This is a genomic window from Candidatus Nomurabacteria bacterium (genome assembly GCA_020632075.1).
In the GTDB taxonomy this organism is placed as follows: Bacteria; Patescibacteriota; Minisyncoccia; order Phycocordibacterales; family UBA918; genus OLB19.
In genome coordinates, this window is the sequence record JACKGH010000001.1 from 927,124 (window position 1) to 953,806 (window position 26,683).

General features: G+C 51.4%; 26 protein-coding genes. 15 read left to right on the forward strand and 11 right to left on the reverse strand.

All coding sequences use genetic code 11. The features are described 5' to 3' along the window. Nucleotides 1-47 precede the first annotated feature (47 nt). The 3 genes from pncB (at nt 48) to nadE (ending at nt 4,242) form a co-directional block, all read left to right on the forward strand. Nucleotides 48-1,304: a nicotinate phosphoribosyltransferase gene (gene pncB / locus H6786_04555; GenBank protein MCB9816638.1), complete on the forward strand. Its 1,257-nt coding sequence runs from the start codon at nt 48-50 to the stop codon at nt 1,302-1,304. 125 nt (nt 1,305-1,429) lie between these two features. Continuing rightward, nucleotides 1,430-2,179 (forward strand): isochorismatase family protein, encoded by a 750-nt coding sequence (locus tag H6786_04560; protein ID MCB9816639.1) that lies wholly within the window; start codon nt 1,430-1,432, stop codon nt 2,177-2,179. Between the two features lie 155 nt (nt 2,180-2,334). Then, the gene (gene nadE / locus H6786_04565; GenBank protein MCB9816640.1) at nt 2,335-4,242 is read left to right on the forward strand and encodes an NAD(+) synthase; all 1,908 of its coding nucleotides are present in this window, start codon (nt 2,335-2,337) and stop codon (nt 4,240-4,242) included. Nucleotides 4,243-4,317: 75 nt separating this feature from the next. Here the strand turns inward: nadE and H6786_04570 are convergent, their stop codons facing one another. From H6786_04570 to H6786_04600, 7 genes are all read right to left on the reverse strand, one after another. After that, nucleotides 4,318-6,873, reverse strand: coding sequence for a hypothetical protein (locus H6786_04570; protein ID MCB9816641.1), 2,556 nt, complete (start codon nt 6,871-6,873; stop codon nt 4,318-4,320). Between the two features lie 170 nt (nt 6,874-7,043). Further along, nucleotides 7,044-7,391, reverse strand: a complete 348-nt coding sequence (locus H6786_04575) for a hypothetical protein (protein MCB9816642.1) — start codon at nt 7,389-7,391, stop codon at nt 7,044-7,046. 357 nt (nt 7,392-7,748) lie between these two features. Continuing rightward, on the reverse strand, nt 7,749-8,717 hold the full coding sequence (locus H6786_04580; protein ID MCB9816643.1) for an ADP-ribosylglycohydrolase family protein: 969 nt from the start codon (nt 8,715-8,717) through the stop codon (nt 7,749-7,751). A gap of 111 nt (nt 8,718-8,828) precedes the next feature. Continuing rightward, entirely contained in the window at nt 8,829-10,556 is a 1,728-nt protein-coding gene (locus tag H6786_04585) for a serine/threonine protein kinase (GenBank protein MCB9816644.1), read from the reverse strand. Continuing rightward, on the reverse strand, nt 10,519-11,409 hold the full coding sequence (locus tag H6786_04590) for a protein phosphatase 2C domain-containing protein (GenBank protein MCB9816645.1): 891 nt from the start codon (nt 11,407-11,409) through the stop codon (nt 10,519-10,521). The genes H6786_04585 and H6786_04590 overlap by 38 nt, the downstream gene beginning before the upstream one ends. A gap of 81 nt (nt 11,410-11,490) precedes the next feature. Further along, nucleotides 11,491-12,246, reverse strand: coding sequence for a hypothetical protein (locus tag H6786_04595; GenBank protein ID MCB9816646.1), 756 nt, complete (start codon nt 12,244-12,246; stop codon nt 11,491-11,493). A 67-nt stretch (nt 12,247-12,313) separates the two neighbouring features. Continuing rightward, nucleotides 12,314-13,144: a hypothetical protein gene (locus H6786_04600; protein MCB9816647.1), complete on the reverse strand. Its 831-nt coding sequence runs from the start codon at nt 13,142-13,144 to the stop codon at nt 12,314-12,316. Between the two features lie 399 nt (nt 13,145-13,543). Here H6786_04600 and H6786_04605 point away from each other — a divergent pair, with 399 nt between their 5' ends. The 4 genes from H6786_04605 to H6786_04620 all read left to right on the forward strand — a co-directional run bounded on the left by H6786_04605 (nt 13,544) and on the right by H6786_04620 (nt 15,332). Further along, nucleotides 13,544-13,846: a hypothetical protein gene (locus H6786_04605; protein MCB9816648.1), complete on the forward strand. Its 303-nt coding sequence runs from the start codon at nt 13,544-13,546 to the stop codon at nt 13,844-13,846. Then, the gene (locus tag H6786_04610) at nt 13,836-14,108 is read left to right on the forward strand and encodes a GIY-YIG nuclease family protein (GenBank protein MCB9816649.1); all 273 of its coding nucleotides are present in this window, start codon (nt 13,836-13,838) and stop codon (nt 14,106-14,108) included. Before H6786_04605 ends, H6786_04610 begins: the two co-directional genes overlap by 11 nt. A 68-nt stretch (nt 14,109-14,176) precedes the next feature. Continuing rightward, nucleotides 14,177-15,028, forward strand: a complete 852-nt coding sequence (locus H6786_04615) for a hypothetical protein (protein ID MCB9816650.1) — start codon at nt 14,177-14,179, stop codon at nt 15,026-15,028. Next, a complete protein-coding gene (locus tag H6786_04620; GenBank protein MCB9816651.1) occupies nt 15,012-15,332 on the forward strand; it encodes a DUF1905 domain-containing protein in 321 nt (106 codons plus the stop codon). Before H6786_04615 ends, H6786_04620 begins: the two co-directional genes overlap by 17 nt. Nucleotides 15,333-15,364: 32 nt before the next feature. Here the strand turns inward: H6786_04620 and H6786_04625 are convergent, their stop codons facing one another. Continuing rightward, a complete protein-coding gene (locus H6786_04625) occupies nt 15,365-15,739 on the reverse strand; it encodes a hypothetical protein (protein MCB9816652.1) in 375 nt (124 codons plus the stop codon). A 320-nt stretch (nt 15,740-16,059) separates the two neighbouring features. Between H6786_04625 and H6786_04630 the strand changes: the two genes are divergently transcribed. Further along, on the forward strand, nt 16,060-16,581 hold the full coding sequence (locus H6786_04630; GenBank protein MCB9816653.1) for a sigma-70 family RNA polymerase sigma factor: 522 nt from the start codon (nt 16,060-16,062) through the stop codon (nt 16,579-16,581). A gap of 2 nt (nt 16,582-16,583) precedes the next feature. Next, on the forward strand, nt 16,584-17,924 hold the full coding sequence (locus H6786_04635) for a hypothetical protein (protein MCB9816654.1): 1,341 nt from the start codon (nt 16,584-16,586) through the stop codon (nt 17,922-17,924). A gap of 58 nt (nt 17,925-17,982) precedes the next feature. Here the strand turns inward: H6786_04635 and H6786_04640 are convergent, their stop codons facing one another. The 3 genes from H6786_04640 to H6786_04650 form a co-directional block, all read right to left on the reverse strand. Continuing rightward, nucleotides 17,983-18,321, reverse strand: a complete 339-nt coding sequence (locus H6786_04640; protein ID MCB9816655.1) for a hypothetical protein — start codon at nt 18,319-18,321, stop codon at nt 17,983-17,985. A 170-nt stretch (nt 18,322-18,491) separates the two neighbouring features. Then, nucleotides 18,492-18,851 carry a hypothetical protein gene (locus H6786_04645; protein ID MCB9816656.1) on the reverse strand — a complete coding sequence of 120 codons (360 nt, stop codon included), beginning with the start codon at nt 18,849-18,851 and terminating at the stop codon, nt 18,492-18,494. Nucleotides 18,852-18,860: 9 nt separating this feature from the next. After that, the gene (locus tag H6786_04650; GenBank protein ID MCB9816657.1) at nt 18,861-19,067 is read right to left on the reverse strand and encodes a helix-turn-helix transcriptional regulator; all 207 of its coding nucleotides are present in this window, start codon (nt 19,065-19,067) and stop codon (nt 18,861-18,863) included. A 219-nt stretch (nt 19,068-19,286) separates the two neighbouring features. Between H6786_04650 and fusA the strand changes: the two genes are divergently transcribed. The 6 genes from fusA (at nt 19,287) to H6786_04680 (ending at nt 26,326) form a co-directional block, all read left to right on the forward strand. Next, on the forward strand, nt 19,287-21,467 hold the full coding sequence (gene fusA / locus H6786_04655) for an elongation factor G (protein ID MCB9816658.1): 2,181 nt from the start codon (nt 19,287-19,289) through the stop codon (nt 21,465-21,467). A 322-nt stretch (nt 21,468-21,789) separates the two neighbouring features. Next, the gene (gene tuf / locus H6786_04660) at nt 21,790-22,980 is read left to right on the forward strand and encodes an elongation factor Tu (protein ID MCB9816659.1); all 1,191 of its coding nucleotides are present in this window, start codon (nt 21,790-21,792) and stop codon (nt 22,978-22,980) included. A 60-nt stretch (nt 22,981-23,040) separates the two neighbouring features. Continuing rightward, nucleotides 23,041-23,382 carry a 30S ribosomal protein S10 gene (gene rpsJ, locus H6786_04665; protein MCB9816660.1) on the forward strand — a complete coding sequence of 114 codons (342 nt, stop codon included), beginning with the start codon at nt 23,041-23,043 and terminating at the stop codon, nt 23,380-23,382. Nucleotides 23,383-23,508: 126 nt separating this feature from the next. Further along, the gene (locus H6786_04670) at nt 23,509-25,125 is read left to right on the forward strand and encodes an FAD-binding oxidoreductase (GenBank protein ID MCB9816661.1); all 1,617 of its coding nucleotides are present in this window, start codon (nt 23,509-23,511) and stop codon (nt 25,123-25,125) included. Continuing rightward, nucleotides 25,118-25,795, forward strand: coding sequence for a hypothetical protein (locus H6786_04675; protein ID MCB9816662.1), 678 nt, complete (start codon nt 25,118-25,120; stop codon nt 25,793-25,795). The genes H6786_04670 and H6786_04675 overlap by 8 nt, the downstream gene beginning before the upstream one ends. A gap of 42 nt (nt 25,796-25,837) precedes the next feature. Further along, nucleotides 25,838-26,326, forward strand: a complete 489-nt coding sequence (locus H6786_04680; protein MCB9816663.1) for a DoxX family membrane protein — start codon at nt 25,838-25,840, stop codon at nt 26,324-26,326. The last annotated feature ends 357 nt before the right edge of the window (nt 26,327-26,683 follow it).

Consider the following 26,683-nt stretch of genomic DNA (forward strand, 5'->3'; position numbering starts at 1 on the left):
GAATTGTTCTTTACATTCAATCAACCAATCAACAAGAGAGGTGTAACATGGCAGCTCGTGCAGATGGTCTGCTTTGGCAGAAAGACGCGCCGATCATTCGTCGCATCGATGAAAACGACGTCTACAAGATCATGATGATGTATTTCATCTGGACGTACTATCCCAATCTGAAGGTAAAATTCGGCTTCACCAATCGCACAACCGCGGTGCCACTCAGCAAGTACGTGCGCGTCGATGAGATACGCGAACAGTGTGAGGCAGTGGCAGCGATGCGTTTCACGGATGATATCATCGCCATCTATCAATCCTGGGGTCTTTTTAAGCCTGAGTTTCTCAGCGCACTCAAGGAACTGCGGATGGACATGCCGCTCATCGAGAAAAACGGAGATACACTTCGGATCGAAGCGGAAGGTAACTGGCTTTCGACGACGCCGTGGGAGACACAAATCCTGCCGATCGTTTCAGAGTTGTATGCTCGTGGGTATGCTGCGGAGCACGACATCTCTGAGTTGGATTTGTTCAACGAGATGGATCGTCGTCTGAGTGAAAAGATCGATCTGTTCAAGCGTAATCTGTATCTGCGAATTATGCAGTTTGGTTTGCGTCGTCGCGTCAGCGGTCCGGGTGAAGAGCATGTTACTGCACGTCTCCTTGATGAAGTGCCGCAGGTAATAACGGGCGTGTCGAACATGTACCTGGCCAACAAGTATGGTGTGGAAGCACAGGGTACCAATGCACACGAATTGGTCATGGCTCTGGTCGCACTGGCTCGACACATCGGTCCAAATGCAATGTGTGACACGCTGTACACCATTCTGCAGCAGTGGCAAGAGTTGTATGGACACAAAGCTCTGATCATTCTGGACGATGCGTATGGATCAGATGTTTTCCGGGCTGAATTACCGAGGAAGTATCTCGAAAGCTTCCGTGGCTTCAGGCACGATTCAGGTGATCCGATCCAGTATGGTGAGGATACAATCGCGCTGTATGAAAAGGCGCGCATCGATCCACGTAACAAGTTGATCATCTTCAGCGACGGACTCAATCCGCAGCGTGCAGTTGATCTGTATCAGCATTTCGCTGGTCGGATTGGTGTGGCGTTTGGCATGGGTACGAACTTCACGTTTGACGTCGGCCTCATCAAGCCGCTTTCTCTGGTGATGAAGATCCAAGAGGCAGCTGGTAATCCGGCGGTGAAGTTCTCCAACAACCTGGCCAAGGCGGTCGGAGACCCGAAAGAAATCGAGTACTACAAGGAAGTGTTCGGGTATACCAATACGTTCCGAGAAGACGTGGTGTACTGATCGGTAGTCGGTCGAGTGGTTGATTGTAAAGGCGGAGGGAAATTCTTCCCTCCGTCCATCTTTTAAGCAGCTAAATACTTTGGCTGCTTAAAGAGATGATTGTTCTTTAAAATAAGGAGAGAGTCATGAATGAAAGTTTGATGAGTCAGTTGCGGGTGGCAGTGCCGATCGCTACTTCGGTAGCTGACATCTCTGGCGAAAAACCAGGTCTGGTCATTGTCGATGAGAACAACGGCTTTTGTACCGTCGGGGCTGGTAACCTGGCTCCTGTGGCGCAAGACGACGACATCGACAGTATGATCGATCGCACCTGCAATACAGCCAAGGCTTTTCTGGCAAAAGGATGGCCGGTATTGGTTTTCCTGGACAGTCACGTTCCGGGGGTTCCCGAACATCCGTATCCGCCGCACTGCGAGCAAGGTACTGGTGAAGATGAGCTGGTACCGGCACTGCAGTGGCTGATGGACGCTGATGGTGTAACCATCATGCCGAAAGACTGTATCAACGGTTTCGTCGGTGGTATCAATATTGAAACCAATGCCAACATGGTGGTCGACTGGGTCAACGCAAATGGCCTGACTGCCGTGGTGGTGGAAGGTATCTGTACCGACATCTGTGACATGGACTTCGTGCTGAGTATGCTGTCGGCTCGCAATCATGGTCGTACGCTTGAGGCAGGTGGTGGCTACATGCCGACACTGCAGCGTATCATTGTCGATGTGCCGGGTACTGCGACCTATGATCTGCCGCGTGGTGTGGCAGAGGAGATCGGTCTGCCATCAGTCGCTGCACATCCACGTGACGTGACAGATTACATGGGTCTCTACTTCATGGCGTCGCGAGGCGCCGAGTTGGCCAGTGACCTGGTTCTTTAGTTTCTCGCAAGATAATGACGAGTAGCTAAACAGGCTCAATATGGCGGAGGGAAATTCTTCCCTCCGCCCATCTTTTAAGCAGCTAAATACTTTGGCTGTTTAAAGAGATGAATTGTTCTTTACAAATAAGTATCAAAACTGAGATAGAGGAGACTATTCCAATGAAGGCAAAAGTACGCAATTTGAAAGTCGCAATGGTGCAAATAACCATTGCCAACAGTCCGTTTGAAAATGCTCGTCGTTTCTTGATGGAAGCCAAACGAGCAGTCGCACAGGGCGCCAACATCGTGGTTGGTTCAGAGATGATGCTAAGCCACTATCTTGCTGGTGATCGGTACGAAGACGAGGGTTTTGTCGACGAAATGTGGGCGGCTGCGAAGTACATCGCAGCAGCTTCCAGATCGATCAACGCAGTCCTGATCTACGGCGGCATCGGACTTGATCCAGACCCTAAGCGGGTGGGTGAGGACGGACGCTTTCGTAAATACAACGCTGCGTTCGTGGCGCAAAACGGTCAACTGATCGAAAGCGTTACTGGCCTGCCGTTTGTGGTCAAGACGCTGCTTCCAAACTACCGCATCTTCGATGACGCGCGTCATTTCTTCGATGCTCGTAAATTGGCCGAGGAGCTCGACTTGGTGGTCGACGACTTGGTCCAGCCGGTCTCTGTACGCATAGATGGCAAAGAGTACCAGCTCGGAGTCATGCTCTGCGAGGATATGTGGGATCTCGACTACCAGGTCAAGCCGTCCCGGATCCTCAAAGACAACGGCGCCGATATTCTGATCAATCTGTCTGCGTCCAATTGGAGCTGGCGGAAAAATCAGAAGCGTGACCAGGTAGTGGCAGACATCTGCAGGCAGACTCGGTTGCCGTTTGTGTACGTCAACAATGTTGGTGTCCAGAACAACGGCAAGAACTTTATCACCTTCGACGGTGCTTCGACTGCCTACAATGCTGCTGGTGAGATCGTGTCGCTTGCGACACGGTACGTCGAGGAGACTATTGTGGTCGACTTCGGTGCAGACCTTTCTCCTAAACAGCGTTCAATGCAGCCGGATGTGGCTGAGCTCTTTGAGGCGATCGAGGTAGCCACGCGTGGTTTCCTTGATACGCTGCCGGATGGAGCGAAGCAGAAGGTGGTCATTGGTGTCAGTGGTGGCATGGACTCGGCATTGTCGGTCGCGTTCTTCACGTACCTGATGGGTCAGGGAAGAGTCATCGCGGTCAACATGCCGTACGGAAACTTCAACTCCAAGGAGACCAAAGACGATGCGGCAGAGTTGTGTCGCCGGCTCGGAGTAGAGTATCGAGTAGTGCCGATCGATGCGATGGTCGATGCTCGGTGCAGCTTGGTCGGCATTGTGCCAGGCAGCAGTCAACATAAGACCAGTCAGGCCAAGGAACGCATGGAAGTACTGTCTGAAATCGCCGGTCAGGTCGGTGGATTTTTCACCAGCAATGCCAACTGGACCGAGATCGCTTTCGGGTATGGAACCCTCAACGGTGATCTGCGCGGTACGTTTGCACCGTGGATGAACTGTCTCAAGCAGGATGTCTATCGGCTCGCAGACTACCTCAATCGTGAGGTCTTCGACAGGGAAGTGATCCCTCAGTCGATCATCGATCGTCCGCCCATGGACGAACTCACGGCACCGGGTGTTGGTGAGCGTGGTGATCCGTTTGCTTACGGTACCGTCACAGAAAACGGATACCATGACCAGATGGTTCGAGCGATAGTCGCGTTCAGACGGCCGGCAGAGTGGTTCGTGGAGCAGTACCTCGACGGTACGCTCGAGTCAGAACTGCAACTGCCGCCTGGTACGCTGCGTGCATTGTTCCCGAGTGATCAGGTATGGCTCGAGGATCTGGAGCGTTGCTTCACCCTCTTTCACAACGCCATCTTCAAGCGGGTGCAGAGCGTGCCCGGTCCTTTGGTCGACAAGCGGAGCTTTGGCTGGGACTTCCGGGAAAGCGTCCTGCCGTGGGTGAAAACACAGCGGTATCACGAGCTTGCGGAGCAGCTGCAAGAGCCTGATTCGATGCTCGAGGTAGCTATGTGATGGTGTTTTGATACAGGAGGAAACAAACAGCCCGGTGCGCAAGCGCACCGGGCATTTTTGATCATGAATTAATCCTTATTTGTTACTCTCATTGGTTGCTTGCTGCGCTAGCAAGGCAGACTTGATCGATTCATTTAGAGTGTTGACTGTGCTGCTGTGAAGCTGTCCTGGCTTGAGATTTTGTATCAGTGTATAGAAGTCATCTCGGAACGCCTTATTTTCTTGAAGTAACGTCAGTGTTTGTGCGTACTCGTCATGATCAGGGAGAGCAGACGCGTATGTCAGTACATACTCAAGTGCCGTTTCCTCATCAGCTTTCATGTCAAAGATCGCACTGTCGGTGGCAAGGTGGTCAAGTAAGGATCCTACGCGTCCACTGTCGCCGAGTGAGATGATCGGGAAGCCTTCCTTCGCAGCTTCAGTATTTTCAAGTAGGGTCCATCTGCCACCGTTGGCAACGACGCTTACCATGCCGTGTCCAGCACTGATGCGATTCATGATCGCTTGGCGATAGTGGTTGTGCCGGCGTTGTTCGGTCTCAGCGTCTTCGCTCTTACTCCAGCCTGCATGAAATGGAGTTGCGATGGTGTCGACACCGGTGACAGGGAAGATACTGCCAGACTCCCAATCAATATCCTCATTACCTGGATAGTACAGGTTTTTGCCCGGTTCAATAGCAAAGAAGTGCGGTGCGTCTTTGCGTTCATCTTCAGTCAGACCTTGTATGTACGCTTGATACTTCTTAGCTAGCACCGCGCCGATGCCTACCATTGTGCCAGGGATCAGCACGTTGGCTTTGGTTTCGATGGCTGCTTGCAGGATCTCATCTGCCATGTGCTCTGCTTGCGTGGCATGATCAGGATTGTCGATCGATAGGTTCTTTGCGCCACCAGTGACCACGATCCCTGGCCGTTGTTGCAGGCCTAGTGCACGAAGCGCGCGACCCTCTGCAGCATACGGCAACTGTTTGCCTCCGGTCTCAATGATGTTGATCGAAGTTGCAAGTTCAGCGGTTGTCCTGTCGAATGATTCAGGTGAATCGCCAAACACTTGCTCGAGCGATGTAGCGTACTCAGGACCAAAGGTAATAGGTGTACGTTTGATCTCTGGGAGTTTCTCGTGCACGACATCAGTCATCGGACCGACGAAAGTCTTGTCGTATTTAAATACCAGGTTCACCACTAATGTAGCAAATGCTTGCAGTTCTTCAGGTGATCGGGTGGTAAGTTTTTTTGCTTGCAGAGCGATCTGGTCATACTCATCCTCTGGAAATTCAGTGATGGCAATAGCGAGTATTCCTTTCACATGGTCGAGCATCTCTTCCTCAGCTGTTTCTCCGTCGGGATCACTTTTGTAGTCCCAGTCGATGTAGTTGCCCAACCGTCTAGCGTCACTGGCCACATCAAAAGCTAAACTTCGAAATACTAAGTGGGGGAGTAGGAGCGCTTCATAATCTTCAAAATCTTTTCGCGCTACGGTTTTGACTTGTGTAAACGTTTCACGAGCGTGCTCTGTACGCAGTTGTTTATCTGGTTTAAGCAAGATGCGGTTGTATGTTAAATATGGCGTATCTTCACCGCGAAGCTGTTCGATCTCATGATTACGAAATGTTAGGAATGAAGCTCCTTTGCCATGTTCGCTACGGTCAATGTCGTATCCAAGTTCTTCAAGTTCTTCGACAGAAAAGACTGAGAGTAGCGAGTCTATGATCTTTGCCGCTTCATAATTTTGACGTGAGTATTGATCCTCTTTATTTCTTGCATTGAAGACATCCTTAGCTACCGCAGCTCCTTGATGACTATTTTTGATGTTTTTCCATGCATACTTTCGACGGACTGAATTAAGTTTGTCACTTTCTGACATGCTACGATTCAGGTTTTCTGCAGTATTAACAAGTGTGCGCACAAAGTCCCCGAGCCATTTCGGTTGGCTTTCTTTTGCTGCTAAAAGTTCACGGCGTACAAAGGTGTGAGGCAAGTGTGAGGATGCGATTGCATATCGAGTCATCACATCAGCATCTCTCCGCATGACGTCTTTCACGAAGTTGTAATCTGATGGCGGAGTGCGTTCTCTGTCTCGTCTGTAGGTGAGTGGGCTTCGAGTGCCGTAGTCATAGATGTCACCATACAGTGGGTGAATCTGGATCGCCTCACTACATTCGTGCAATAGCAATGCTTCCATTTGCGCCATGGTTTCTTCGTCACCTTCATGTTCGGCAACTCGCAGCGCCAGTTCACATTGTGAAGAGGAGATCGGTTTATCGTACTCCATCGTGCTTGGATCGTAGTGTCCTCTTTCTGGTTTAAAGAGGAGCTTTTGCTCTGCGATCCGCGCCACTTGTTCACTGGTGAGCTCTTCGATCGGGAGGTGGGTATGAAATCCTCGTGAGTCTGGTGCGTCTATATGAATACTCAAGCCGATACTATCAATAGTGATCTTGGTGTCGACGGTTTCGTCCTGCTTCCAGGCAGCAAGCGCACCGCTCGCGATCAGTTCTCGTAGGTATTCACTACGTTCAGCCGGGTCGGCACCCTTACTTTCACGTTGTCGTAGCTGCTGCAGTCGTTTGATCGCAGACTCTAGCGAGATCGATTCAGGATCATTCGGTAGAGAAGGGGGGCGTTCGTTCATAGAATGTATAGCTTAGGATACCCCAAGCATAAACCAAAAGGTCACATAAGAAAAATCGCCACCAAGCCTATTCAGGCAAGGTGGCGATGTCATGACGATTCACGTGGCAAAGCCTAAGCTTCGCTCTACTCCCAGCAATAGGGAGTTTTTAGATGTTTGTCGTCGTTTGCTTACGCAGGTTCGTATGTACTGTTCATGTCAGCCGGCGAAATACCGTAGCCGGCGGTGGCGATGTAACCACCGAGGTAGACTTCCATGAAGCCTTCCCCCCAGCTGACACCGAGAAGGGCAGTTTTGCCGTCAGTGCTGCCGAGCATCTCGAGGATGGTCTCGTCGACCGGTGCTGCTTCGATCAGGGCCAGTTTCTTGAACGGGGTGAATCCGTTACTGCTCGGCGGGAGTTCACCATAGTTCTTGAGCCAGGTTGCCTTGCCTTGGAGCCACTCGTTGTAGACGTCGTGGTCTCCGTCGGTGCCGATCGTGTCGGGATTGCGGCTGACGATTTGATCTTCACTCATGACGTTGGACGTCTCCTTTCGAATCCCACCGGTTTCCTTGTCGGGCACGTAGGTGACCAGCTCCTGGCCCACCTCCTCGGGGCGGACCAGCCGGCCGAGTGTCACCGCTTTTTTGCGGTACGGGCTCGTGCGGGCAGCCACGTAGGCGGCGAGGTCGGCATTGTTTTTCAGTGATACGTATTCTGCGGTTTCGCTCATTGCGAACTCCTATAAGATGGAATGAAGAAACAAACTACGAATTGCGAACAATTCGCCGGAAACGGTAACATATTTCGTAAAAAAGTCAATATCTGTCTTGTTGTTTGTAAAGGCCCGGTGCGCTTGCGCACCGGGCCTGGTTGTTGAAGAAAGAACAGATCACTTATTCCGCCGCCTCTCGTAGAGCTGCTCTGCATAGGTGACCATCTGATCATGCCCGAGAATGGTGTTGCGCCATTCTTCGGGAATACTCTCATAGCCGAACTTGGCACCGAGGAGTCCACCTGCGATGGCGGCGTAGGTGTCGGTGTCGCCGCCGACCCTGATCGCCATCTCGATCCCTTCGGCAAAACTCTTGGCATGCTTGAGGGAATAGAGTGCCACATAGAGTGAGAACTCGGCCGTGCCGCGAGCTGGCCAACCCCCCGGGTCGTAGGGGAAGTCATACGAATCCTCGAGTCTAGATCGAATACGGACAGTGACCGGCTCATGCCCGACCAGCGCATCGAGTGGAAACGGATCGTCGTTCAATAGCATTCCAAGTACGTTTGTGTATACCCAACAGGTTTCGATGCTGTGCGGATGCACATGTGTCACTGCTGACATGCTGCGTACTAGATCGTAGTGTCGGGTACTTGGTAACTTGCTGCGCATGCCGGGTCCAAACCACAACGCCATCGGTGCGGAGCGCATCAGGCTGCCGTTGGTGCCGATCTCGTTACTGGTAGCCATTGCCTGTATCATGGGGTCGTCGCTCAGCGCTTTCCAGAGAGTGGTCTTTGAATCGACTCCCATCGCTTCGAGAGTGTGCAGGCGACTGATCTTTTGCACCGCACTACGCTGCAGTGCTATGCGCAGGTGGTCTGTATCCAAGCCTCCGCATTCGATCAGGCTGGCAGCGAGATCTGCGGTTTGGTCGGAATCATCGGTCGGGAAGCCAGCGGGGTAGAGTCGGCTGTCAGGTTTTTTGTCCCAGGGGCTTCGAAAACTGATCATCCGCAGGCCCCTTCTACATGTAATTGCGTCAGCAACCTGTTTCGCGTTCAATGTTTCGTCTGGCGCCCCAAGTGAATCACCGACATGCACACCAACCAGTGCGCCACGGTATCTGTCTATGAGATCGATCATGATTGCCTCCTGTCGGCATTTTGTCTTCTGGCACAGTACGTGCGAGAGGAATGAAAGTCAAGAACAAAGCCGGGCGCGAAGCGCCCGGCAAAAGAACAAGATCCATCTTACTTACCGCATCCGCAACTGCCACAAGGCACCATCTTTGCGATAGACCACCTTGTCTCCAATATGTGCGAGGCGTAGGTTGGTACCGATGTCCTTATCAGACACCACCTTCTTATCGCCCTGAAATGGCACCGCGATGATGAGCTCACCGTCATCCTTGATTGAGGCAGTCACGCCTTTTGGGAGGATGGTGAGGTTGAGTTCGGGTCCATCCACCAGCTCGCGATCGTACTGGTATTGCTTCCAGTTTTTATCGAATGCAAAGCGGTGCTCTTCGTACTCACCGTTTTGGTTTACCGTCACGACGACAACAAACCGTGTGCCAGCCTTGGCGTTCACGACAGTGAGTCCGTCGAGTTCAGCGGTGCGCACCATAGCGACGGCATCAGCACCATATGGCGCAATCAAGTGCATGGCACCAAGGACGTCGCTTATTCCAACCTCACTAAACCAACGCGTACTCTTCCCGAGTATTTGCCACCGATTTCCCAGTGTGAGTACTGGCTTGCTGAACGCTTGCAGGGTGAGTTCGATGAGTTCGGACTCGGTGACTGCGAAGAGTCGTTCACCACTGCGGAGTACGGTGGTTGCCGTAAGTGGCACCGAAAGCATGCTTTCGGTGCCTTGCCGAGAGACGAAGCGCCATAGCCAGTTGCCATTATGCTCTTCCACGATGACCCAGCCGTTGTCACGACTTACCACCGCGACGCGTCCGCTGCTGGTTTGTCTGATGGTGCGCTTGGTAGCGACATCGACCAGTGTGCCAGCATTGGTACGGACTACGCCACACGGCCAGATCGATACGACCTGTTCGCCATGTACCTCGAGCAATCGCTCGAAGATGAGTCCACCACTTTGCGTGGTGACGACGCGCATGATCTGACCGAGGTTGGTATTGGCTTTGCCGGTCGCTTGCGGCGAGGGTGGCAGCGTCCGTTCACCTTGCGTGAACGTCGCTTGGTACCAATCAAGGAGTGGACCTGGGATGATCCCAAAGTCGCGAACTGCCTTGTTGAGACGAACGCCTGGTACAAAGACCGACGCGTTGTCTTTCATGCGCTGCTCCAGTTCACCCGGTTTGTAGCCGTCAAGTTTGCCTTTGTACGGGTGGATCCCGGTGTACAAGAGGAACGTGACGATACCCCAGGAGAACCAATCTGAAGCCTCGCTGATACTTCCGTGCCAATCTCGAATGGATGGCATGATAACGGAAGCTTTGAAGCGGTCGATCTGCCAGGAGTCTACGTCGATGACGTAGGGAGTTGGCTGGCGGACATCTTTGATGTCCGCCAGCCAATTGAGCTCGTTGGCATCGACCAAGAGGGCTCCTTGCCCGTGCGCGTATCCCACGACCTCGTGCATCTTCGTAGCCAGGTGGGTCACACCGGGTGTGTCGATGCCGTTTTGGTTGCGGAAGTCGTTGGTGAAAAGCCTTGGATACGCCTCGCCAGTCACGTAGGGCATGTAGTATCCGATGGCTCCTTTGCTGCCGATCACCAATCCTTTCGGCGTGACGATCGACGGATGTGTCAGCGACGATCCCAGGAGACGAACCTTCTCGGGCATGTTGTCTTGCTGCATTTTCTGTGGGTCATGATAGAGCTTGATGATATGGTTTCCTTTGCGGTAGATCGCTCCTTCGCCACCTTCAGTGACATAGTCAGCTGTCCGCAAGGTGAGGTCACCATGACCTTCAAGCGTTACTTTCGTCGGTCGTTTGATCGCTGGCATGATCTGCCTCCTCATTGTCTAGGTGAATGACGGCGTACGCGATATCGTCTATCGGTCCGCGGCCGCGTTTCTTGGCGTCTTGCATGAACCGGTTCATTCGCCGGACCGCGAATTGCCCGCTGACACTCTTGAAGGACAGGAGTGCCTTGATTGCCGGTATGGTTTCGACTTGATCGATCTGCTCGACACCATCAGAGAAGAGTGCGACGGTGCGAAGCTTTCCATACTCGGGATGCTCCAAGGCGCCATACACACGCATGCCTTCCATGCCTCGTTCCACGATGAAGCTGCCAGACTTTGATGTGACTGTGTTGTCAGCATGGATGATGTCATCGGTACGTGTGAAGGGCTCTTGCGAAAGAGCGTGTGCCATTTGGAATTGCTGATCCAATTTGCCGAGTCGGTAGGCCGGATAGTACGGCTGATTGTTGTTCCAGTTGAGTGTGGTTACACAGAGTGCGTGTTCGTACTCTAGAGCAACGACACCATCACCAGTGACATGCACTGCTGCGCTTCGTTCGTTCACCACTGCCCACATGCTGGTGGCAAGGAGGTCGGCAGTCTCGAGTTTCAGTGAAGTGCGGTATGACTCGAGGTACGCGTCACGCGATGGTGCGTTGACCAGGTCGTGGTACATGTTGAACAGTGCACCTTCTTCAAGCGAACGCAGGGTAGCGAGTGCTACCAGCCGCGAACCAATGTCGGTCATGCCGCCTGAGGAACAGCCGTCACTGACGATCGCGTAGGCAGTTTCACGCCCGAGGTTGCCCGAAAGGGCATAGTCTTGGCAAGGTTTGCCTTGGCGTAAGTGTTGCTCCCCAATGTGGAAGCTGTGGTCGGTAGAGAGTTTCATAGGTTTCTCCTTCGTGTACTTTGTACAATAAAAGGAGGCGCGAAGCGCCTCCGGTAAAAGAACATGTAGCCGAAGGCTACCTCAGATGGTGGCCGAGATGTTTTGGCTCGGTCCGCCGGTTCCCAGTGCCTGGGAGGTAGACGAGATCGACTGCGAAACAAACTCTGCCAGTTTCGCGAGTTTGCTCTTGGTCGCTTCGCCGGCCCAGATGAACTGGCTCATACCTGCATCACGCTGGAAGTTGGCGAGGTTTTGTTTATCCCCGCTGTATCCAGTGTCGATCCCGATGAGGATCGACAGATGTGACTCCATCACTTCGCCGGTCACCGATTTCTTCAGTTCGTCCTTGACCATCTTCGCCGTTGCGACCGAGGCGTTTTCGCCGCCGTCGCTAATGACGAAGGTGATGCCGTTAACGGCAAAGTCGAGATCGACCAGGCTTTCAGCGTACTGGTTCATAGCGCCAACCGATGAGTAGACACCGTCATTGAGCGGTGTTGCACCACCGCCACGCAGATTGGGGTAGGCGTTCACGTCGATCTCCGAGAGCGGCTTGAAGCCGTGGATCTCGTCGACGCCGTTGCCATTCTGACGGCTGTACTGTGAGCCGAAACGGATCACACGAATGAGCAGGTTGTTCGAGTATGGTGAACTGAAGCATGCGCCAACGGCGGCCTTCAGCATGTCCTCGATCTGCGATTCGAATCCACTGATCGAGCCGCTCTCATCGAGGGCGATGGTGACCAGGGTGTACTCGGAGGCTTCGAGGTTATCGATGGTGGCGCCAGAGAACTGGAAGCCACTGCCAAAGGAAAAGTCATTCATTGAATCGTTCATGGTAGGTTCCTCTTGATCGGAAGTGGTTGTGTGGGCGGCGAGCGTTAGCTCGCCGCCCACTTCAGTTTCAGGCCAGAAAGTCGACCGTGCTCGACAGCTTCATGCCGCGGCTGGCCATGTCCTTGAGGAACTTGTCAGCGATGGCAGGGAAGTCGACAATGATCGAACCATCTGGTGCGGTCACGGCGCCGACCGGTGACATGGCGTCCGTCAGCAGGTGGAACTTTTTGATATGTTCCGCGCCGATGTTATCGGCAACCTGTTCGACGGTCGCTTTCACGCAGTGGCTTGATGCCTCGCCAGCGACGGCGATAACATCCGCTTCTTGCAGCATCTGCAGGAAGCGGCCGTTGAGTTGTGTCGAAGGATCGTTCGGAATTGGCACTTCAGCCATGAGTGCGCCGTAGTGCTCCGTGAGCACATTGGTACCCTTGGTGACGTAGTCGATGTTGCGAACACGAGCCTCGCTCCAGCGATCCAGTGCGGCGGAGAGGTCAGCCTGAATGTTGTGGCCCCAGCTGCCAATGAGGCAGTGGGGCGGCCACACCATCAACTGATATTTTCCGCCGCGTTCCAGATCTTCGGCATAGCCGATAGCGTAGTCGCGCAGTTCCGGGCGACGCGGTACCCAGGTGCCGTCCTTGATGGCGTCAGACGAGATGATGGTCAACGGATTCGGTGACACACCATTTCCGTCGCGCCAGAAGGCCGGGTGAGCGATGTCCACCAGGTGGTGGCTGTCGAGGGTCACGTGGATCTTCTGCAGCTTCGCGCCGACGCGGTCGACCATGGCGGCCAACCGCTTCATGTCATTCATGGCCCCGGTAACCGGCAGTGCGGCGTTCGGTTGATCCATGAAATCGTTCTGGGGGTCAATGACCAGCAGGTGTACTTTCATTATCGTTCTCCATTTGAGAAGTAGTGAGGCTACAGCCTCGTTAGGGAAGTGTTGTATGCGGTATGTGATTTTCAAAGAACAGCCTCACCCTTCCGGTGAGGTGGAGCGCCTTGGGTGAAAAACCCCAAGCGCGCCAGCTCACAAGAAGTGTATTACTTACACTAAGTATTCTGATAAAGTATGGTCTCGCTTGAGACCGGCATCAGATGACTTATTAACGTATAAAGTACACTAAGTTACGGGAAGATGTGAGGCTGCCTTTGTGGCAACCTTTAGTCTTTTGTAACTGTCTGTAGGTTAGCAAAGTACTAACTTAGTGTCAAGTATACACAAAGAAAAAAATAATGCAAGTGGGTTATAGGCTTTACACTCACGCAGGGTAGGTACATACTTACATATATGAAGCTGTGGAATGATTACCTGGTGTATATCAAGGATAATCCTGAGGGGTATTGGTTCAAACGCAAGCTTTATGGCTACGGTTGGACACCAGCGACACCAGCTGGTTGGGCGGTACTCTGTGGGTATTTATTGTTTATTCTTATTGCGGTGTTGTACACAGAGTACTCTGGTGGAGTTGAAACTGATCCAACCAAATTCATTACACTCGTAGTGGCTGCGACGGTTTTGTTGCTGGTTATTACCTGGAAGACTGGTGAGCCACTGAAGTGGCAGTGGGGTCGAGATCGTGATGAAGAGTAAAGAGCATTTTGTCTACATATTGCGCTGCGCGGACGGTAGTTTGTACACTGGCTATGCTACTGATCTCGAGAAACGAGTGGCTGAGCATAATGGAGAAGGGCAGACGAAGACCGCGCGGACGGCGGGCGCGCGTTACACGCGCGCCCGCCGTCCGGTCACGTTGGTCTACTCTGAATCCTTCCCGACTCGCTCTGAGGCTATGCAGCGTGAAGCAGCGATAAAAAAACTTTCACGCAAGGAGAAGATCGAGCTTGTTGGGTAGCGGGTGTTGGTGGTTACACAGGCGGACGGCTTGCGCCGCCCGCCATCGACAGGCATCATAGAGGTACTATGAAAAACAAATTCGAACTCTTCTCCGGATTCATCATTCTTATCTTTATTGGCTATGTCTTTATGCGCGTAGTTACAACCCCGCCAGTTCCAGAGCCAGTGGTGCCGCAGCCAGTTCCTTCGCCTAGTGAGCCTGCAACAGCACCAAGTGCTGCCTTCAAATTTGAGGTTGAAGAGGCGGTTCGTATCGAGATCGGAGCGCCGATCGAAGGGTATGAGCCAGCGATGCTGATGCAAGTGTTTCCGGGATTGGTCGCAGCAGATTTCAATGAGGTAGACGCGGTGATCGGAAATTACTTTTATGATGCATCGCATGATGAGGTGCGTTACGTTGCGCCAATGAATGAACCAATGCATAGTGCTGGGCCCAGTATTTCCGAAGCCGGTTTCGATCAATTATTCCAAAATGTAACCGGACGTTTTTTGTCATATTATCCAAACGGAGATGTTGAGACCATGATGGAGTGGCTCAAGGATGCAGAGTATGGCGTCTTGACGCAACCGCCACTGCTTGAACCAGAGCCAGCGTCACCGCCAGTAGTGGCGTGTACGATGGACGCCAAGATGTGTCCTGACGGCTCATTTGTTGGTCGTGTCGGACCGAATTGTGAATTTGCTGCGTGTCCTGAGTCTGTCAATGATGAAGTTACGTATTGTCCTGATCGTCCGAAGGGAGAAGAAATTGCGTGTATCGATCTGTATGCTCCCGTCTGTGGGCAGGTGCAGGTAGAGTGTATTACTACGCCGTGTGACCCAGTTTCGGAGACGTTCAGCAATAGCTGTTACGCCTGTGCAAATGATCGTGTGGTCTCATATACAGAAGGTGCGTGTGATGATGCATCAGATCAGTAACGTGAAATCTGCAGTCTACAAACTACAAGAAAAGGTATTCATCTATCCCGGTGATGCCGCGTGGCACTTCTTTCCGATTCCGAAAAAGGTCGGTATTGATATCAAAGAGAAGTACGGCAAGTATGCAAAAGGCTTTGGTTCGTTGCCGGTCGTAGCTACTGTTGGAAAGACGACCTGGCAAACTTCCATCTTTCCCGAGAAGACATCTGGTTCATACATTCTTCCCGTCAAAGCTGCGGTGCGAAAGGCGGAGGCTATCCAGGCGGGAGAGCGAGTCTCGTGCACGATCGAGTTGCGAATTTAAAAGAGCGTTTGCTGTACAGCAAACGCTCTTATTTATTCCGGCAACATTTCGCCCGGGTGATCCCAGTCGAAGAAGTGTACGTTTTCGCGATCGGTCACGTCACCATCGAGTTCGCCGACGTCAGCGCCGGGATACATCGTATGGACCAAGATGATCAGTTTGTTTTTCTGTTCACGAATACTGAACACCAAGGTTACTTCGTTGGTCAGTGGCGCGAGGACGTCGCTGTTGTACCTGAAGCGCCACGCGATCGCGTGCGCATTCAACATGAACGGTTCGGTCTGGGCGCGCAGTTCAGGGTCAACGGGAATCGTTGCGCTCCAGCCATAGACTTCATCAAGGTCAAAGAAGGTCTCGCTGAACGTACCTTCGCCATAGCGGAGGAACAGATCTTCGATCGTCTCCATAAGCTCTGGCAGAAAATGCTGGATGACCTTGTACGGGTGGGTAAAATCAGGGTGGCAAAAATTGCCGGCACAAGCGCAATCGCGCCCACGAAAGTGTTTTTTGGTGAGATCACCGATTCTTTCTTTGGGAACAATGATGCGTGCCGGTCGGCCTTTAATGTTGATGTCGATCGGCATCGCGATCTCCTGTGTTGCAGATTAAAATATGTAAGAACAGGGAACTAGATTGGTACTACAATACAAGTACTTGTACATTTGTCAATCTTTGGCGTCTTGTAACGTTTTGTAAAACCTGTCACATTGTATAGGTGAATGACACCATGGAGTCAGTCGAAATAAAAGCATTGATAGATCACGCAGTGGCTGATACCAGTCAGGGGTTTGCTGCGCTCTATGAACACACTGTCGATCGTGTCTTCTCTTTTGTAGCGTTTCGCACGAACAATCATGAAGACGCGAGCGAGGTTACCCAGGACGTGTTCGTAGAGCTCTACAAGTCCCTGTCACGATTTACATATCAGTCCGACGCAGCGTTCTACGCGTTTCTCTTTACGATCGTACGCCGGCAACTAGCCTCGTACTACGCGAAGACCAAGAAACATGAAACAACCGAGCTCACAGAAGAAGTGCATGGTAGAACTGATTCTCCGGTAGAACAAAATTGCTCGGTCGCGCAGGCACTCGAAACGCTCGATGAGGTTTCGCGCGAGATCGTTGTGTTGCACCACTGGTCGCGGTATACCTTTGCTGAAATAGGAACCATTATTAACATGACAGAATCGGCAGTACGAGTGCGTCATCATCGGGCACGCGCGGCACTTGCTTCTATTCTTAACGCATAACTATGTCGAACGATAATCTAGACAACCGAATAGAACAGGAACGACCGACACTCACTGCTGATGAGAAGGCTGCGATGCTGCGTGCGATTGAAGCAAAAGTAGTTGCGCCAACACTGTCACCGTATTCTGTCTTTCTTTATTTACAAACAAAAACTATGACGGGAGTACTTGTAGCATTAGTATTGATAGTCGGCACGACGGGGACGGTCGCTGCCTCAAATGACGCGAAACCAGGAGATCTCTTATTCCCGATCGAGCGTGCAACCGAACGTGTGCAGCTTGCCTTTGCTGGGGAGGCGCGCGAAGCGGAGCTTCGCGCGCAGTTCTCTGCTGAGCGCTTGGCCGAACTGCGCGAAATTATTGAAGAAGAAACCGAATCAACCGAAGTCGAAACAACTGCCTCTTCAAGTGCGTCGACTTCAGCTTCAGTGACGGTACGCGAAAGTGGCGAAGAGCGGATCGCAAGGGCGATCACCGCAGTGCTAGATTCACTCGAGGGATACGAAGATGCTGATGCACGTGTAGAGGTGCTTACTAAACTGCAGACAGATATTGATCACGTGAAAATTGCCGGCCGCAGTGACAGTACAGTGAACGTAAAAACCGAAGACGGCGCGCGCGTGCAGATCAAGGATGACCGTATTGAGGTACGCGATGATGGCTTCCGTTTGCGAATTGACGGTGATGGGGAAGTGCGTCTACGAGTAGGTGACGATAGCGATGATGATTCACGTGGTCGAGGCAGCGATGACGACGATGACTCAGATGACGATAGTGAAGATGAGTTTCGATCATCGAATTCATTACAGTTTGAAGCTGAAGCAGACGTTTTCTTTGACACGACGATTGTAGAGATTGAAATTAATGATCGAAAGAGTACATTTGAAACGACTGCAGATACTCGCTCTGAAGTGATTGATGAAATCGTGAGTCGATATGATGTCGACCGAGCTGCGGTCGACGCAGTACTTGATTTTGAGATCGAAGACCGGAACAGTCGATCAGATGATTCGGATGATGATGAATGGGAGGGTGAAGACGAATGGGAAGACGAGGATGATCATCATAGCGGTCGTGGGAGTGACGACGATGACGAATGGGAAGACAACGATGACTTTGATGACGATAGTGATGATCGGGACGAAGATGAAGGAGTGGCGGTAAAGAAATTCGAGGTTCGAGTTGAAGGCAGTACGGCAGAAGTGCGAGTCGAGTATGGTAACAAGAAGTTGGAGTATGACACGGTGTACACCACAAAGGCTGCATTGATCGCTGAAGTAGCGCTGCGTACCGGACTGACTTCTGCTGAGCTTGGGTCGACTCTTGATCTGGAGATCGACTAGTGCAACGCCAATAAAAAAAGCCCGGATCTGTTCCGGGCTTTTGCGTCACGTTGCTTGCTCACGAAGCTGATTTGATCGATTGGTAGTTCATGTAGAGAAACGCCAGCGCGATAGCGGAGATGACTCCAAGCAGTCCATGTTGGACATACAGCCAGATCATACAACCGAAGTAGAGCAAGGCGAGTAGAACGGTGAACGCTGCACTGATGTATTTGTCGGAGGCACTTTCTGCCTCTTTCCCTTTTACAAACAGTGTAGCTACACCGACTGCCAGCGCTACGTATTCCCATAAGCTCATGTTCAGGTAAATGAGCAGGGCAATGAAGACAATCCCAACTGCTCCCTGGATCATCATCTCAGGGCGCAGTGATTCTTCACTTTTCTTTGACGTGACCATGTGCACCCCCGTGCGTTTTTCAAAAGGTAAAGATCTTGTTATTTTTATAATAACACGAAGTATACTATAAGTCAATTCAGACCCATAGATCTAGCCATACTCCGAGATAGTGTACTGCCACGTACAAGAAAAAGGTGTAGTTAAGTACTCACCATTCTCCCTGACACTGTCTAAAAATTAGTATCTCCATACCAGTGGCACAGTGTCTTGGTGGCGACGACGAGCACGAGCACGTACACGATCTCTGGATAGACCATACCCATCGTGAGGATCTGGTGCGCGATGATCGCGACCAGGCCTGAGACGCTCACAATGTATGATGCACGGTGCGCAAATGCTCGCACCTGCACGTCGCGTTCATCGCGCACCTGCTCCTTAAACAGAAGTGCACCATACGCAATGGTCGCGAGCGCAAGTAGTCCGAGGATGAATTCGGTTCGCATGCCCGGCATCAGCCAGTCAAAGGGGTCAAGAAACGCTAGTGCCAAGAGTGCGACGATGATAGGGAGTAGTAAATGTAGTTTTGACATACTGATCAATTAGCGTTCATAAAATAATTCTTCAACCGACACTCCAAGTGCGTACGCAAGCTTTAGGGCCAGCCTGACCGATGGCTCGTAGTTGCCTTTTTCGATCGAGATTATAGTTTGCCTGGTTACGCCAACAACATCGGCCAGATCGACCTGCGTGAGATCATTCTTGGTGCGGAAAGAGTGTACGTTATTTTGTAACGGTGATTGTTTCATGCGATTGCCAGTGTAACTTAACGGTCTACTTTTTCATAGTAGCATATTGTTAAGTCAACTTTACATACGATACTTCGTAAATTTTTCTTTCATAACCATTGCCGTTTTAGTATAGATGGAGTATAGTGTGCGCGTCTGGCCAATTGGCCTATTTTTCTATTGCGGGAGGTAACTGCACTAGGAGGCAAATTATTACATTAGTTATTATCTATATATTGTATGGCACGAGAATTTCCACTCGAAAAACTACGAAACTTTGGTATCGTAGCCCACGTAGACGCGGGGAAGACTACTACGTCTGAGCGCGTACTTTTCTACACCGGTATGTCTCACAAGATCGGTGAGGTGCACGATGGTGCAACCGTGACTGACTGGATGGAGCAGGAGCGCGAGCGTGGTATCACCATCACCGCAGCTGCGATCTCTTGTAACTGGACCAAAACCATGGAGGCAGATCGAACCTCTAAAGAACTGAAGCATACCTTTAACATCATCGATACACCAGGTCACATTGACTTTACCGCTGAGGTAAAGCGCTCAATGCGTGTGCTCGACGGTGCGGTGGTAGTGTTCGACGGTGCTGCCGGTGTAGAACCACAGACCGAAACTAACTGGGGTTATGCTGACGAGGCGAACGTACCACGTATCTGTTTCATCAATAAGATGGATAAGCTTGGTGCTGACTTTGATGCATCAGTGAAGTCAATTCACGAGCGTCTTTCACCAAAGGCAGTTCGTATCCAGCTTCCGATCGGTGCTGAAGACAATATGTCAGGTGTGGTAGATCTCATCACCATGAAGGCGTACCGCTTCGGTGGCACCATGGGTATGGATGTGACTGAAGAAGAGATTCCGGCAGATATGGTGGAAGCAGCTCAGAAGTGGCGTGCAGAACTCATTGAAAAAGTGGTTGAGCACGATGATGCACTCATGGAAGCATACTTCGGTGGGGAAGAGCCGGCAGTGGAAGACCTCAAGCGAGTGCTCCGCAAGGCGGTGATCGCGAACGAAATCTTCCCAATTATGACTGGTACAGCGCTCAAGAACATCGGCGTACAGCTCGTACTCGACGCGGTGGTAGACTACCTCCCATCACCGCTTGATCTGCCACCAGTACATGGTGTTGATCCAAAAGATGAGGAAACAGAACTCGAGCGAAAGCCATCTGATGATGAGCCCTTTGCGGCGCTTGCCTTTAAGCTCCAGGACGACAAGTTTGTGGGGCAGCTCGCGTTCTTCCGTGTGTACTCAGGTACTGTGAAGGCTGGTTCATATATTGTGAACTCATCAACTGGCAATAAGGAGCGCGTTGGTCGTATTGTACGACTCATGGCTGACAAGCGCACTGAAGTCGAAGAAGTATTTTCTGGAGAAATTGCAGCGATGGTGGGTCTTAAGGAAGTGAAGACATCACACACACTTTGTGATGTAGACAAGCCGATCATCCTTGAGCAGATCACCTTCCCAGCTCCAGTGGTAGCAGTGCGGGTAGAACCAAAGACCAAAAATGACCAGGAGAAGATGGGTGTGGCGCTCAAGCGACTTGCGGACGAAGATCCAACCTTCACCGTATCAACCGACGAAGAAACTCTCGAAACGATCATCGCCGGTATGGGTGAACTCCACCTTGAGATCATCGTTGATCGTATGAAGCGTGAGTTCGGGGTTGAAGCCAACATCGGTGCTCCGCAGGTAGCGTATCGTGAAACCATACAGCGTGAAGCTGAGGCGGAACACAAGTACATCAAGCAGTCTGGTGGTCGTGGTCAGTACGGTCATGTGAAGATTCGCATCAAGCCACTTGAGCCACTTGCGATCGATCCAGAAACTGGTGAACCAGCAAAGGTGGCCAAGAACATCACTCGTGAAGAGCATTTCGAATTCATCAACAATATCAAGGGAGGTGTAGTTCCTCAGGAATACATTCCAGCGGTGATGAAGGGTGCGAAGGAAGCAATGGGTCGTGGTTTCGTTGCGGGCTACCGCATGGAAGACGTCTCAGTCGAGCTCTTCGATGGTTCATATCACGATGTAGACTCTTCAGAAATTGCCTTCAAGCTTGCTGGTATCAATGCGTTCAAGGATGCAGCAGCGAAGGCTGGTGCGGTGATCCTTGAACCGATCATGAAGGTAGAAGTGCGTACGCCAGAAGAATACATGGGAGACATCAACGGAAACATTTCTTCAAAGCGTGGTCAGGTAGAAGGTACGGAAGAGATGGGAGGCAAGACTATCGTTCACGCGAAGGTACCACTCTCAGAACTCTTCGGATACACCAACACCCTCCGCTCAATGACCCAGGGTCGCGCGAGCATGACTATGGAATTTGATCACTATGAGGTGGTACCACCAAACGTAGCTGAGGAGATCAAGAAAGCGCGTGGTGTAAAAAGTGAGTGAGTGACACACAAAGCTTAGGTAAGAAAACCGGCCGGCCCCTTCGGGGCCGGCCGGTTTTCCTTGCAAAATATCCCGTCTTTGGTACTATTCTCGCACCGCTCGTTAGTCTATGTATGTAGATTTACGAAAGGAAGGTAATATTTGGCTCTTTCCACACGTGCTCGCGTACAAGCGAGACGCGCCGTTCTCGCGCCGTCTCATTTGCACACGGGATCAAAACGTTGCGAAAGAGCCTGTTGCTACAAAAGTAGTGCAGGCTTTTTCTAACGTGGTGTGTGCGGTACAAATTAATTATTTATTTAAGATTAACTAATCTACTAACATGGCAGATTTTGATCGTTCAAAGCCGCACATCAACGTAGGTACCATTGGTCACGTAGACCACGGTAAGACTACTTTGACTGCTGCTATTCTTACTACCCTTAAGGCTAATGAAGCTAATGGGTACGGAGCAAACGTAAAGGCTGTTGAGGATATCGACAAGGCCCCAGAAGAAAAGGCTCGAGGTATTACTATCTCACTTTCTCACTCTGAGTACGAGACCCCAAAGCGTCACTACGCGCACATCGACGCGCCAGGTCACGCTGACTACATCAAGAACATGATTACTGGTGCTGCACAGATGGACGGTGCGGTACTCGTAGTAGCTGCTACAGATGGTGCGATGCCACAGACACGTGAGCACGTACTGCTTGCAAAGCAGGTTGGTGTACCAAAGATGATCGTATTCCTCAACAAGTGCGACATGGTCGACGATGAGGAAATGATCATGCTTGTGGAAGAGGAGCTCCGCGAAATGCTTACTTCAGGTGGGTATGATGGTGAAAATGCACCGATCATCCAGGGTTCTGCGCTTAAGGCACTCGAAGGTGATGCTGACTACCAGGCGAAGATCATCGAACTCGTTGACGCGATGGATGAATACTTCCCAACACCAGAACGTGAACTCGACAAGCCATTCCTTATGCCAATTGAGGACATCTTCTCAATTGAAGGACGCGGTACAGTAGTAACTGGTCGTGTAGAACGAGGTAAGGTAAAGGTAGGTGAAGAAGTAGAGATCGTTGGTATCAAGGACACTGCAACTACAACTGTTACTGGTGTTGAAATGTTCAACAAGCAGCTCGACGCTGCACAGGCTGGTGACAACGCTGGTATTCTTCTTCGCGGTACTAAGAAGGAAGATGTACACCGAGGTCAGGTACTCGCTGCAAAGGGTTCTGTAACCCCACACACTGAGTTCGAAGCTGAAGTATACGTCCTTTCAAAGGATGAAGGTGGACGTCACACTCCATTCTTCTCAGGTTATAAGCCACAGTTCTACGTACGTACAACTGACGTAACTGGCGACGTAACTCTCGCAGAAGGAACTGAGATGGTTATGCCAGGCGACACTGCAACCTTCAAGGTAAAGCTCGTACAGCCAGTTGCGCTCGAAGAGCAGCAGAACTTTGCTATCCGTGAGGGTGGTAAGACTGTTGGTGCTGGTGTGGTAACCAAGATCATCGCGTAAGCGATACTTGCTAGCACTTCATCAATTCGTTGGTGAAGTAGAAACATGTAACTTATTACCATGGCAGACACTACAGCTGAAAAAGCCGGTGCTATCAATAAACTCCGCATTCGAGTTCGTGCCTACGAGCACAAGATCCTCGATGCATCAGTGAAGCAGATCATTGACACTGCACAGCGTTTCGACGCTACTGTAGTTGGTCCGATCCCGCTTCCTACGGAGATCAAGAAGTACACGGTGAACCGTTCAACGTTCGTGCACAAGGACGCGCGAGAACAATTCGAGATGCGAACCCACAAGCGTGTGATCGACATCCTCAATCCGGGTCCGAAGGTAGTGGAAGCTCTCACGAACCTCTCACTCCCGAGCGGCGTGAACATTGATGTGAAGATGATGGCGTAATAATAGTCACAGACTATCATTTAGAGCCTCACTAAAAAGCCCCTGCGGGGCTTTTTGGTTGGTGTACAGGTGTGGCTCGAGGTTTGTGTTAGTGTGGTATATTGTGTACAAGTCGCGACTATCTTTATGCATATTGAAAACGCCATACAAGAATGGACGCAGCTCTTGGGTTCTGAGGCGGTGCTCACCGACGCACCAGCGATGAGCATGTATCGCTGCTCAACAGTTTCAGAGGAACGTGAGGTGCCAGCGGTGCTGGTGCCCAACACGTGCGAGGTTATTTCAGAGCTGGTTGTCATTGCCCGTCGACATGGAGTCTCGCTGTATCCAGTGAGCACGGGCAATAATTGGGGGTATTCCGATTCGCTTCCCGACACCGACTATACGGTGATCGTTGATCTAAGTAAGCTACAGAATATTTCCTTCGATGCTGATCTTGGAGTAGTTACTGTAGAGCCAGGGGTGACACAACAGCAATTGTCGGAATATCTAGAAGCACAGCAGGCTCCTTACCTCGTACCGGTGTCTGGTGCTGGGCCACATTGCAGCCTGATCGGCAATGCGTTGGAGCGTGGGTATGGCATCACGCCGTACGCCGATCACTGGGGAGCTCTGACGTATCTCAAAGCTGTCTTGCCAGATGGTACTCTGTACCAAAATGCGCTGGCCGATATGGGAGCGCACCAGGTCGCCAAGCTGCATAAGTGGGGTCTGGGTCCGTACCTCGACGGTATCTTTTCCCAAGGGGCGTTCGGGATAGTGACCGAAGCGACCTTCTTATTGAAACGAAAGCCTGAAAAGACCATTGAGTTTTTGTTTAACGTGACCGATGATACCTTTGAGTCAGCCGTGGCTGCGGTACAGAATATGCTGGCTGAACTAGAAGGGGTGGTGAGCGGGGTTAATTTCATGAATGGTCGTCGGGTGCTTTCGATGATCGATGAACGGCTTGGGTCGACCCTCGGTCCTGTAGTGGTGCCTGATGAAGAGGTCGCAGCTATGCTGCGCTCTAAGCAGCTGACCGAGTGGTCTGGGGTCGGGGCGCTCTACGGGAGTGCTGAGATGGTGCGCGCGGCCAAGAAGATTGTCAAGAAGCATTTGAAGCCGCACGCCAAACGGCTCGTGTTTGTCACTCCTGGTATGCTGCGGCTTGCGGCGGCTGGGCTCGCGGTGCTCCCGAATGTGCAGCTTGTGCGTGAATTTCGTAATCTCGTCGCTTCGACCCGATTAAGTATGCAGATGTTTCAAGGGCAGCCGAGTCAGGTGGCGATGCCGCTGGCGTACCTGAAGAATACGTATAAACCTACCCGGTTCGACCTACCGCTTGATCCAGCCGAGGATGGTAGTGGACTGGCTTGGTTTACCCCGCTCTTGCCAATTAAGCCAGCGGCGGCTCGGGCGTACGTAGAAATTGTGGATCGGGTGTGCAAGAAACACGGCATTGAGCCACTTATCACACTCACTACCATTTCTACCGTGCTGTTTGATAGTAGTGTGCCACTCTTGTACAGCAAAGACGATCCTGATGGACTGCAGCGGGTGCGTGATTGTTACGCAGAGCTGGCATCCGAATGCCTTAAAAATGGTTCGTACGTGTATCGGCTTGGAGTACATTCGATGCGTGCCGTCGCAGATTCAGATGATCACTTTTGGGATATTGTTGCCGCCATTCAGCAGGCACTCGATCCACAACAAACAATCTCACCGGGACGATATGCCCCGTTGCAACAATCTGATGTCTAAGTCTTTTTCCAAGAAAAACCCATACGTCGCCGCACTTATCCAGCTACTCGGTACGCTACTGATACTGTGGTTTGCTCCGAATGATGCGGTTGCGCTTGGTGTGCTGCTGGTGTTTTGGTTTGTGACCTTTCGGCCGATTACGAGGTTTGAAGGAGCGCTTTTTGCGGCTGCTTCGGTGGTTATGGCCGGCGCACAGATTCTGACGCCGGTGCCAACAATATTCTATTTTACGCAAGAAACGCTTGGCAACATACCGCTGTATGAGACGGTGATGTGGGGGTTCTATGTACTATTTGTATTTCGGTTAGTGGGTACTCGGTTTACGTGGGCTGCTTGGTGGAAGTATGTCTTGGCTGTAGGGTCGCTACTTGGGGCATTCGTACTCTGCGCCGGCTCACAGCAGAGCATTTTACCTGCGCTACTGGTCGCGGTGGCGCTCATTGTGGCTTTGTTTCACACAAAGTCAGACTGGCAGTACATCACTGTTTTCGTAGTACTGTGTGTCGCCATTGAGGTAGTGGGTACGGCGCGTGGTCTCTGGGTATACCCCGGTGTCGCAACCAGTGTGCATGTAGGTGGATTGCTGCCAGTATGGATGTTTCTGTACTGGGCGGGGGCTGGTCTCTTGCTTCTGCGTATACTGCCACCACTCCTGCATCGAGTACGGTGATAGTAACGTGATGTCGTAACGAGCGTGGGTATAATAGATCACATGAAACACGTAGAAAAAATATGGGCAGTGCTTCGACTGTTGTTCGGGTGGACTTTTTTGTGGGCGTTTACCGACAAGGTGTTTGGTCTCGGCTTCGCGACTGAGCCAGGGAAGGGCTGGATCGACGGCGGGTCACCGACGTATGGCTTTCTGCAGTTTGCGACCAAGGGCCCATTCGCTGAATTTTACCAATCACTGTCTGGCAGCGTCGTGGTGGAATGGTTGTTTATGCTCGGCTTGTTGTTTGTTGGTGTTACGTTACTGCTCGGTATTATGGTAAAGCTGGGTGCATTGGCTGGTATGGCCCTGTACCTATCATTCTATACGGCGGGATTTATACCCCCTGAACACAACCCGTTCATCGACGAACACATCATCAATGCCGTCATCATGCTTGGTCTCTTTGTCACCGTGCCGAGTGAATTCTTGGGGCTTGGTAAATCGTGGAAGCGACAAGCTCTAGTACGACGTTACCGCTGTTTGGTGTAGGCTGAAGTGGCGGATCGACTGTTATCCACAGGTGCCCCTTGCATGATTTGATGAAGGGTTCATAATGTAATTAACAGGAGGCGAATCGCGCAAGCGATTCGCCTTTCTCGTCGTTATCGTCGACGCGATTCGCCTCCTGTGCTTGCTCCACTCCCCCTCGGGAATACAGCAGGTATTAGTAAATTGTTCTTTTAGAAAGAAGTTGCCTAAGTTCTCACCGTAGAATCTAAACTCGGTGAGATAAAACAAAGTAAACACCAGAGAAACGTACAACGTAGACTCATGGTGAGAGTTTAGGTAACTTCTACAGTTCTTTTAACTTTAAGCTAAGTATGAATGATTTAGCACCAAATAAGA

Bases quoted from the DNA above. Each gene is read 5' to 3' on its own strand.
- H6786_04600 (MCB9816647.1), bottom strand. From the start codon at position 13,144: ATGAAAGTACACCTGCTGGTCATTGACCCCCAGAACGATTTCATGGAT.
- H6786_04570 (MCB9816641.1), bottom strand. From the start codon at position 6,873: ATGAACGAACGCCCCCCTTCTCTACCGAATGATCCTGAATCGATCTCG.
- H6786_04620 (MCB9816651.1), top strand. From the start codon at position 15,012: ATGCATCAGATCAGTAACGTGAAATCTGCAGTCTACAAACTACAAGAA.
- H6786_04675 (MCB9816662.1), top strand. From the start codon at position 25,118: ATGTCTAAGTCTTTTTCCAAGAAAAACCCATACGTCGCCGCACTTATC.
- H6786_04590 (MCB9816645.1), bottom strand. From the start codon at position 11,409: ATGAAACTCTCTACCGACCACAGCTTCCACATTGGGGAGCAACACTTA.
- fusA (MCB9816658.1), top strand. From the start codon at position 19,287: ATGGCACGAGAATTTCCACTCGAAAAACTACGAAACTTTGGTATCGTA.
- H6786_04575 (MCB9816642.1), bottom strand. From the start codon at position 7,391: ATGAGTGAAGATCAAATCGTCAGCCGCAATCCCGACACGATCGGCACC.
- rpsJ (MCB9816660.1), top strand. From the start codon at position 23,041: ATGGCAGACACTACAGCTGAAAAAGCCGGTGCTATCAATAAACTCCGC.
- H6786_04630 (MCB9816653.1), top strand. From the start codon at position 16,060: ATGGAGTCAGTCGAAATAAAAGCATTGATAGATCACGCAGTGGCTGAT.
- H6786_04645 (MCB9816656.1), bottom strand. From the start codon at position 18,851: ATGTCAAAACTACATTTACTACTCCCTATCATCGTCGCACTCTTGGCA.
- H6786_04560 (MCB9816639.1), top strand. From the start codon at position 1,430: ATGAATGAAAGTTTGATGAGTCAGTTGCGGGTGGCAGTGCCGATCGCT.
- H6786_04635 (MCB9816654.1), top strand. From the start codon at position 16,584: ATGTCGAACGATAATCTAGACAACCGAATAGAACAGGAACGACCGACA.
- H6786_04640 (MCB9816655.1), bottom strand. From the start codon at position 18,321: ATGGTCACGTCAAAGAAAAGTGAAGAATCACTGCGCCCTGAGATGATG.
- H6786_04610 (MCB9816649.1), top strand. From the start codon at position 13,836: ATGAAGAGTAAAGAGCATTTTGTCTACATATTGCGCTGCGCGGACGGT.
- H6786_04625 (MCB9816652.1), bottom strand. From the start codon at position 15,739: ATGGAGACGATCGAAGATCTGTTCCTCCGCTATGGCGAAGGTACGTTC.
- H6786_04670 (MCB9816661.1), top strand. From the start codon at position 23,509: ATGCATATTGAAAACGCCATACAAGAATGGACGCAGCTCTTGGGTTCT.
- H6786_04680 (MCB9816663.1), top strand. From the start codon at position 25,838: ATGAAACACGTAGAAAAAATATGGGCAGTGCTTCGACTGTTGTTCGGG.
- H6786_04585 (MCB9816644.1), bottom strand. From the start codon at position 10,556: ATGCCAGCGATCAAACGACCGACGAAAGTAACGCTTGAAGGTCATGGT.
- tuf (MCB9816659.1), top strand. From the start codon at position 21,790: ATGGCAGATTTTGATCGTTCAAAGCCGCACATCAACGTAGGTACCATT.
- H6786_04580 (MCB9816643.1), bottom strand. From the start codon at position 8,717: ATGATCGATCTCATAGACAGATACCGTGGCGCACTGGTTGGTGTGCAT.
- H6786_04615 (MCB9816650.1), top strand. From the start codon at position 14,177: ATGAAAAACAAATTCGAACTCTTCTCCGGATTCATCATTCTTATCTTT.
- pncB (MCB9816638.1), top strand. From the start codon at position 48: ATGGCAGCTCGTGCAGATGGTCTGCTTTGGCAGAAAGACGCGCCGATC.
- H6786_04650 (MCB9816657.1), bottom strand. From the start codon at position 19,067: ATGAAACAATCACCGTTACAAAATAACGTACACTCTTTCCGCACCAAG.
- H6786_04605 (MCB9816648.1), top strand. From the start codon at position 13,544: ATGAAGCTGTGGAATGATTACCTGGTGTATATCAAGGATAATCCTGAG.
- H6786_04595 (MCB9816646.1), bottom strand. From the start codon at position 12,246: ATGAACGATTCAATGAATGACTTTTCCTTTGGCAGTGGCTTCCAGTTC.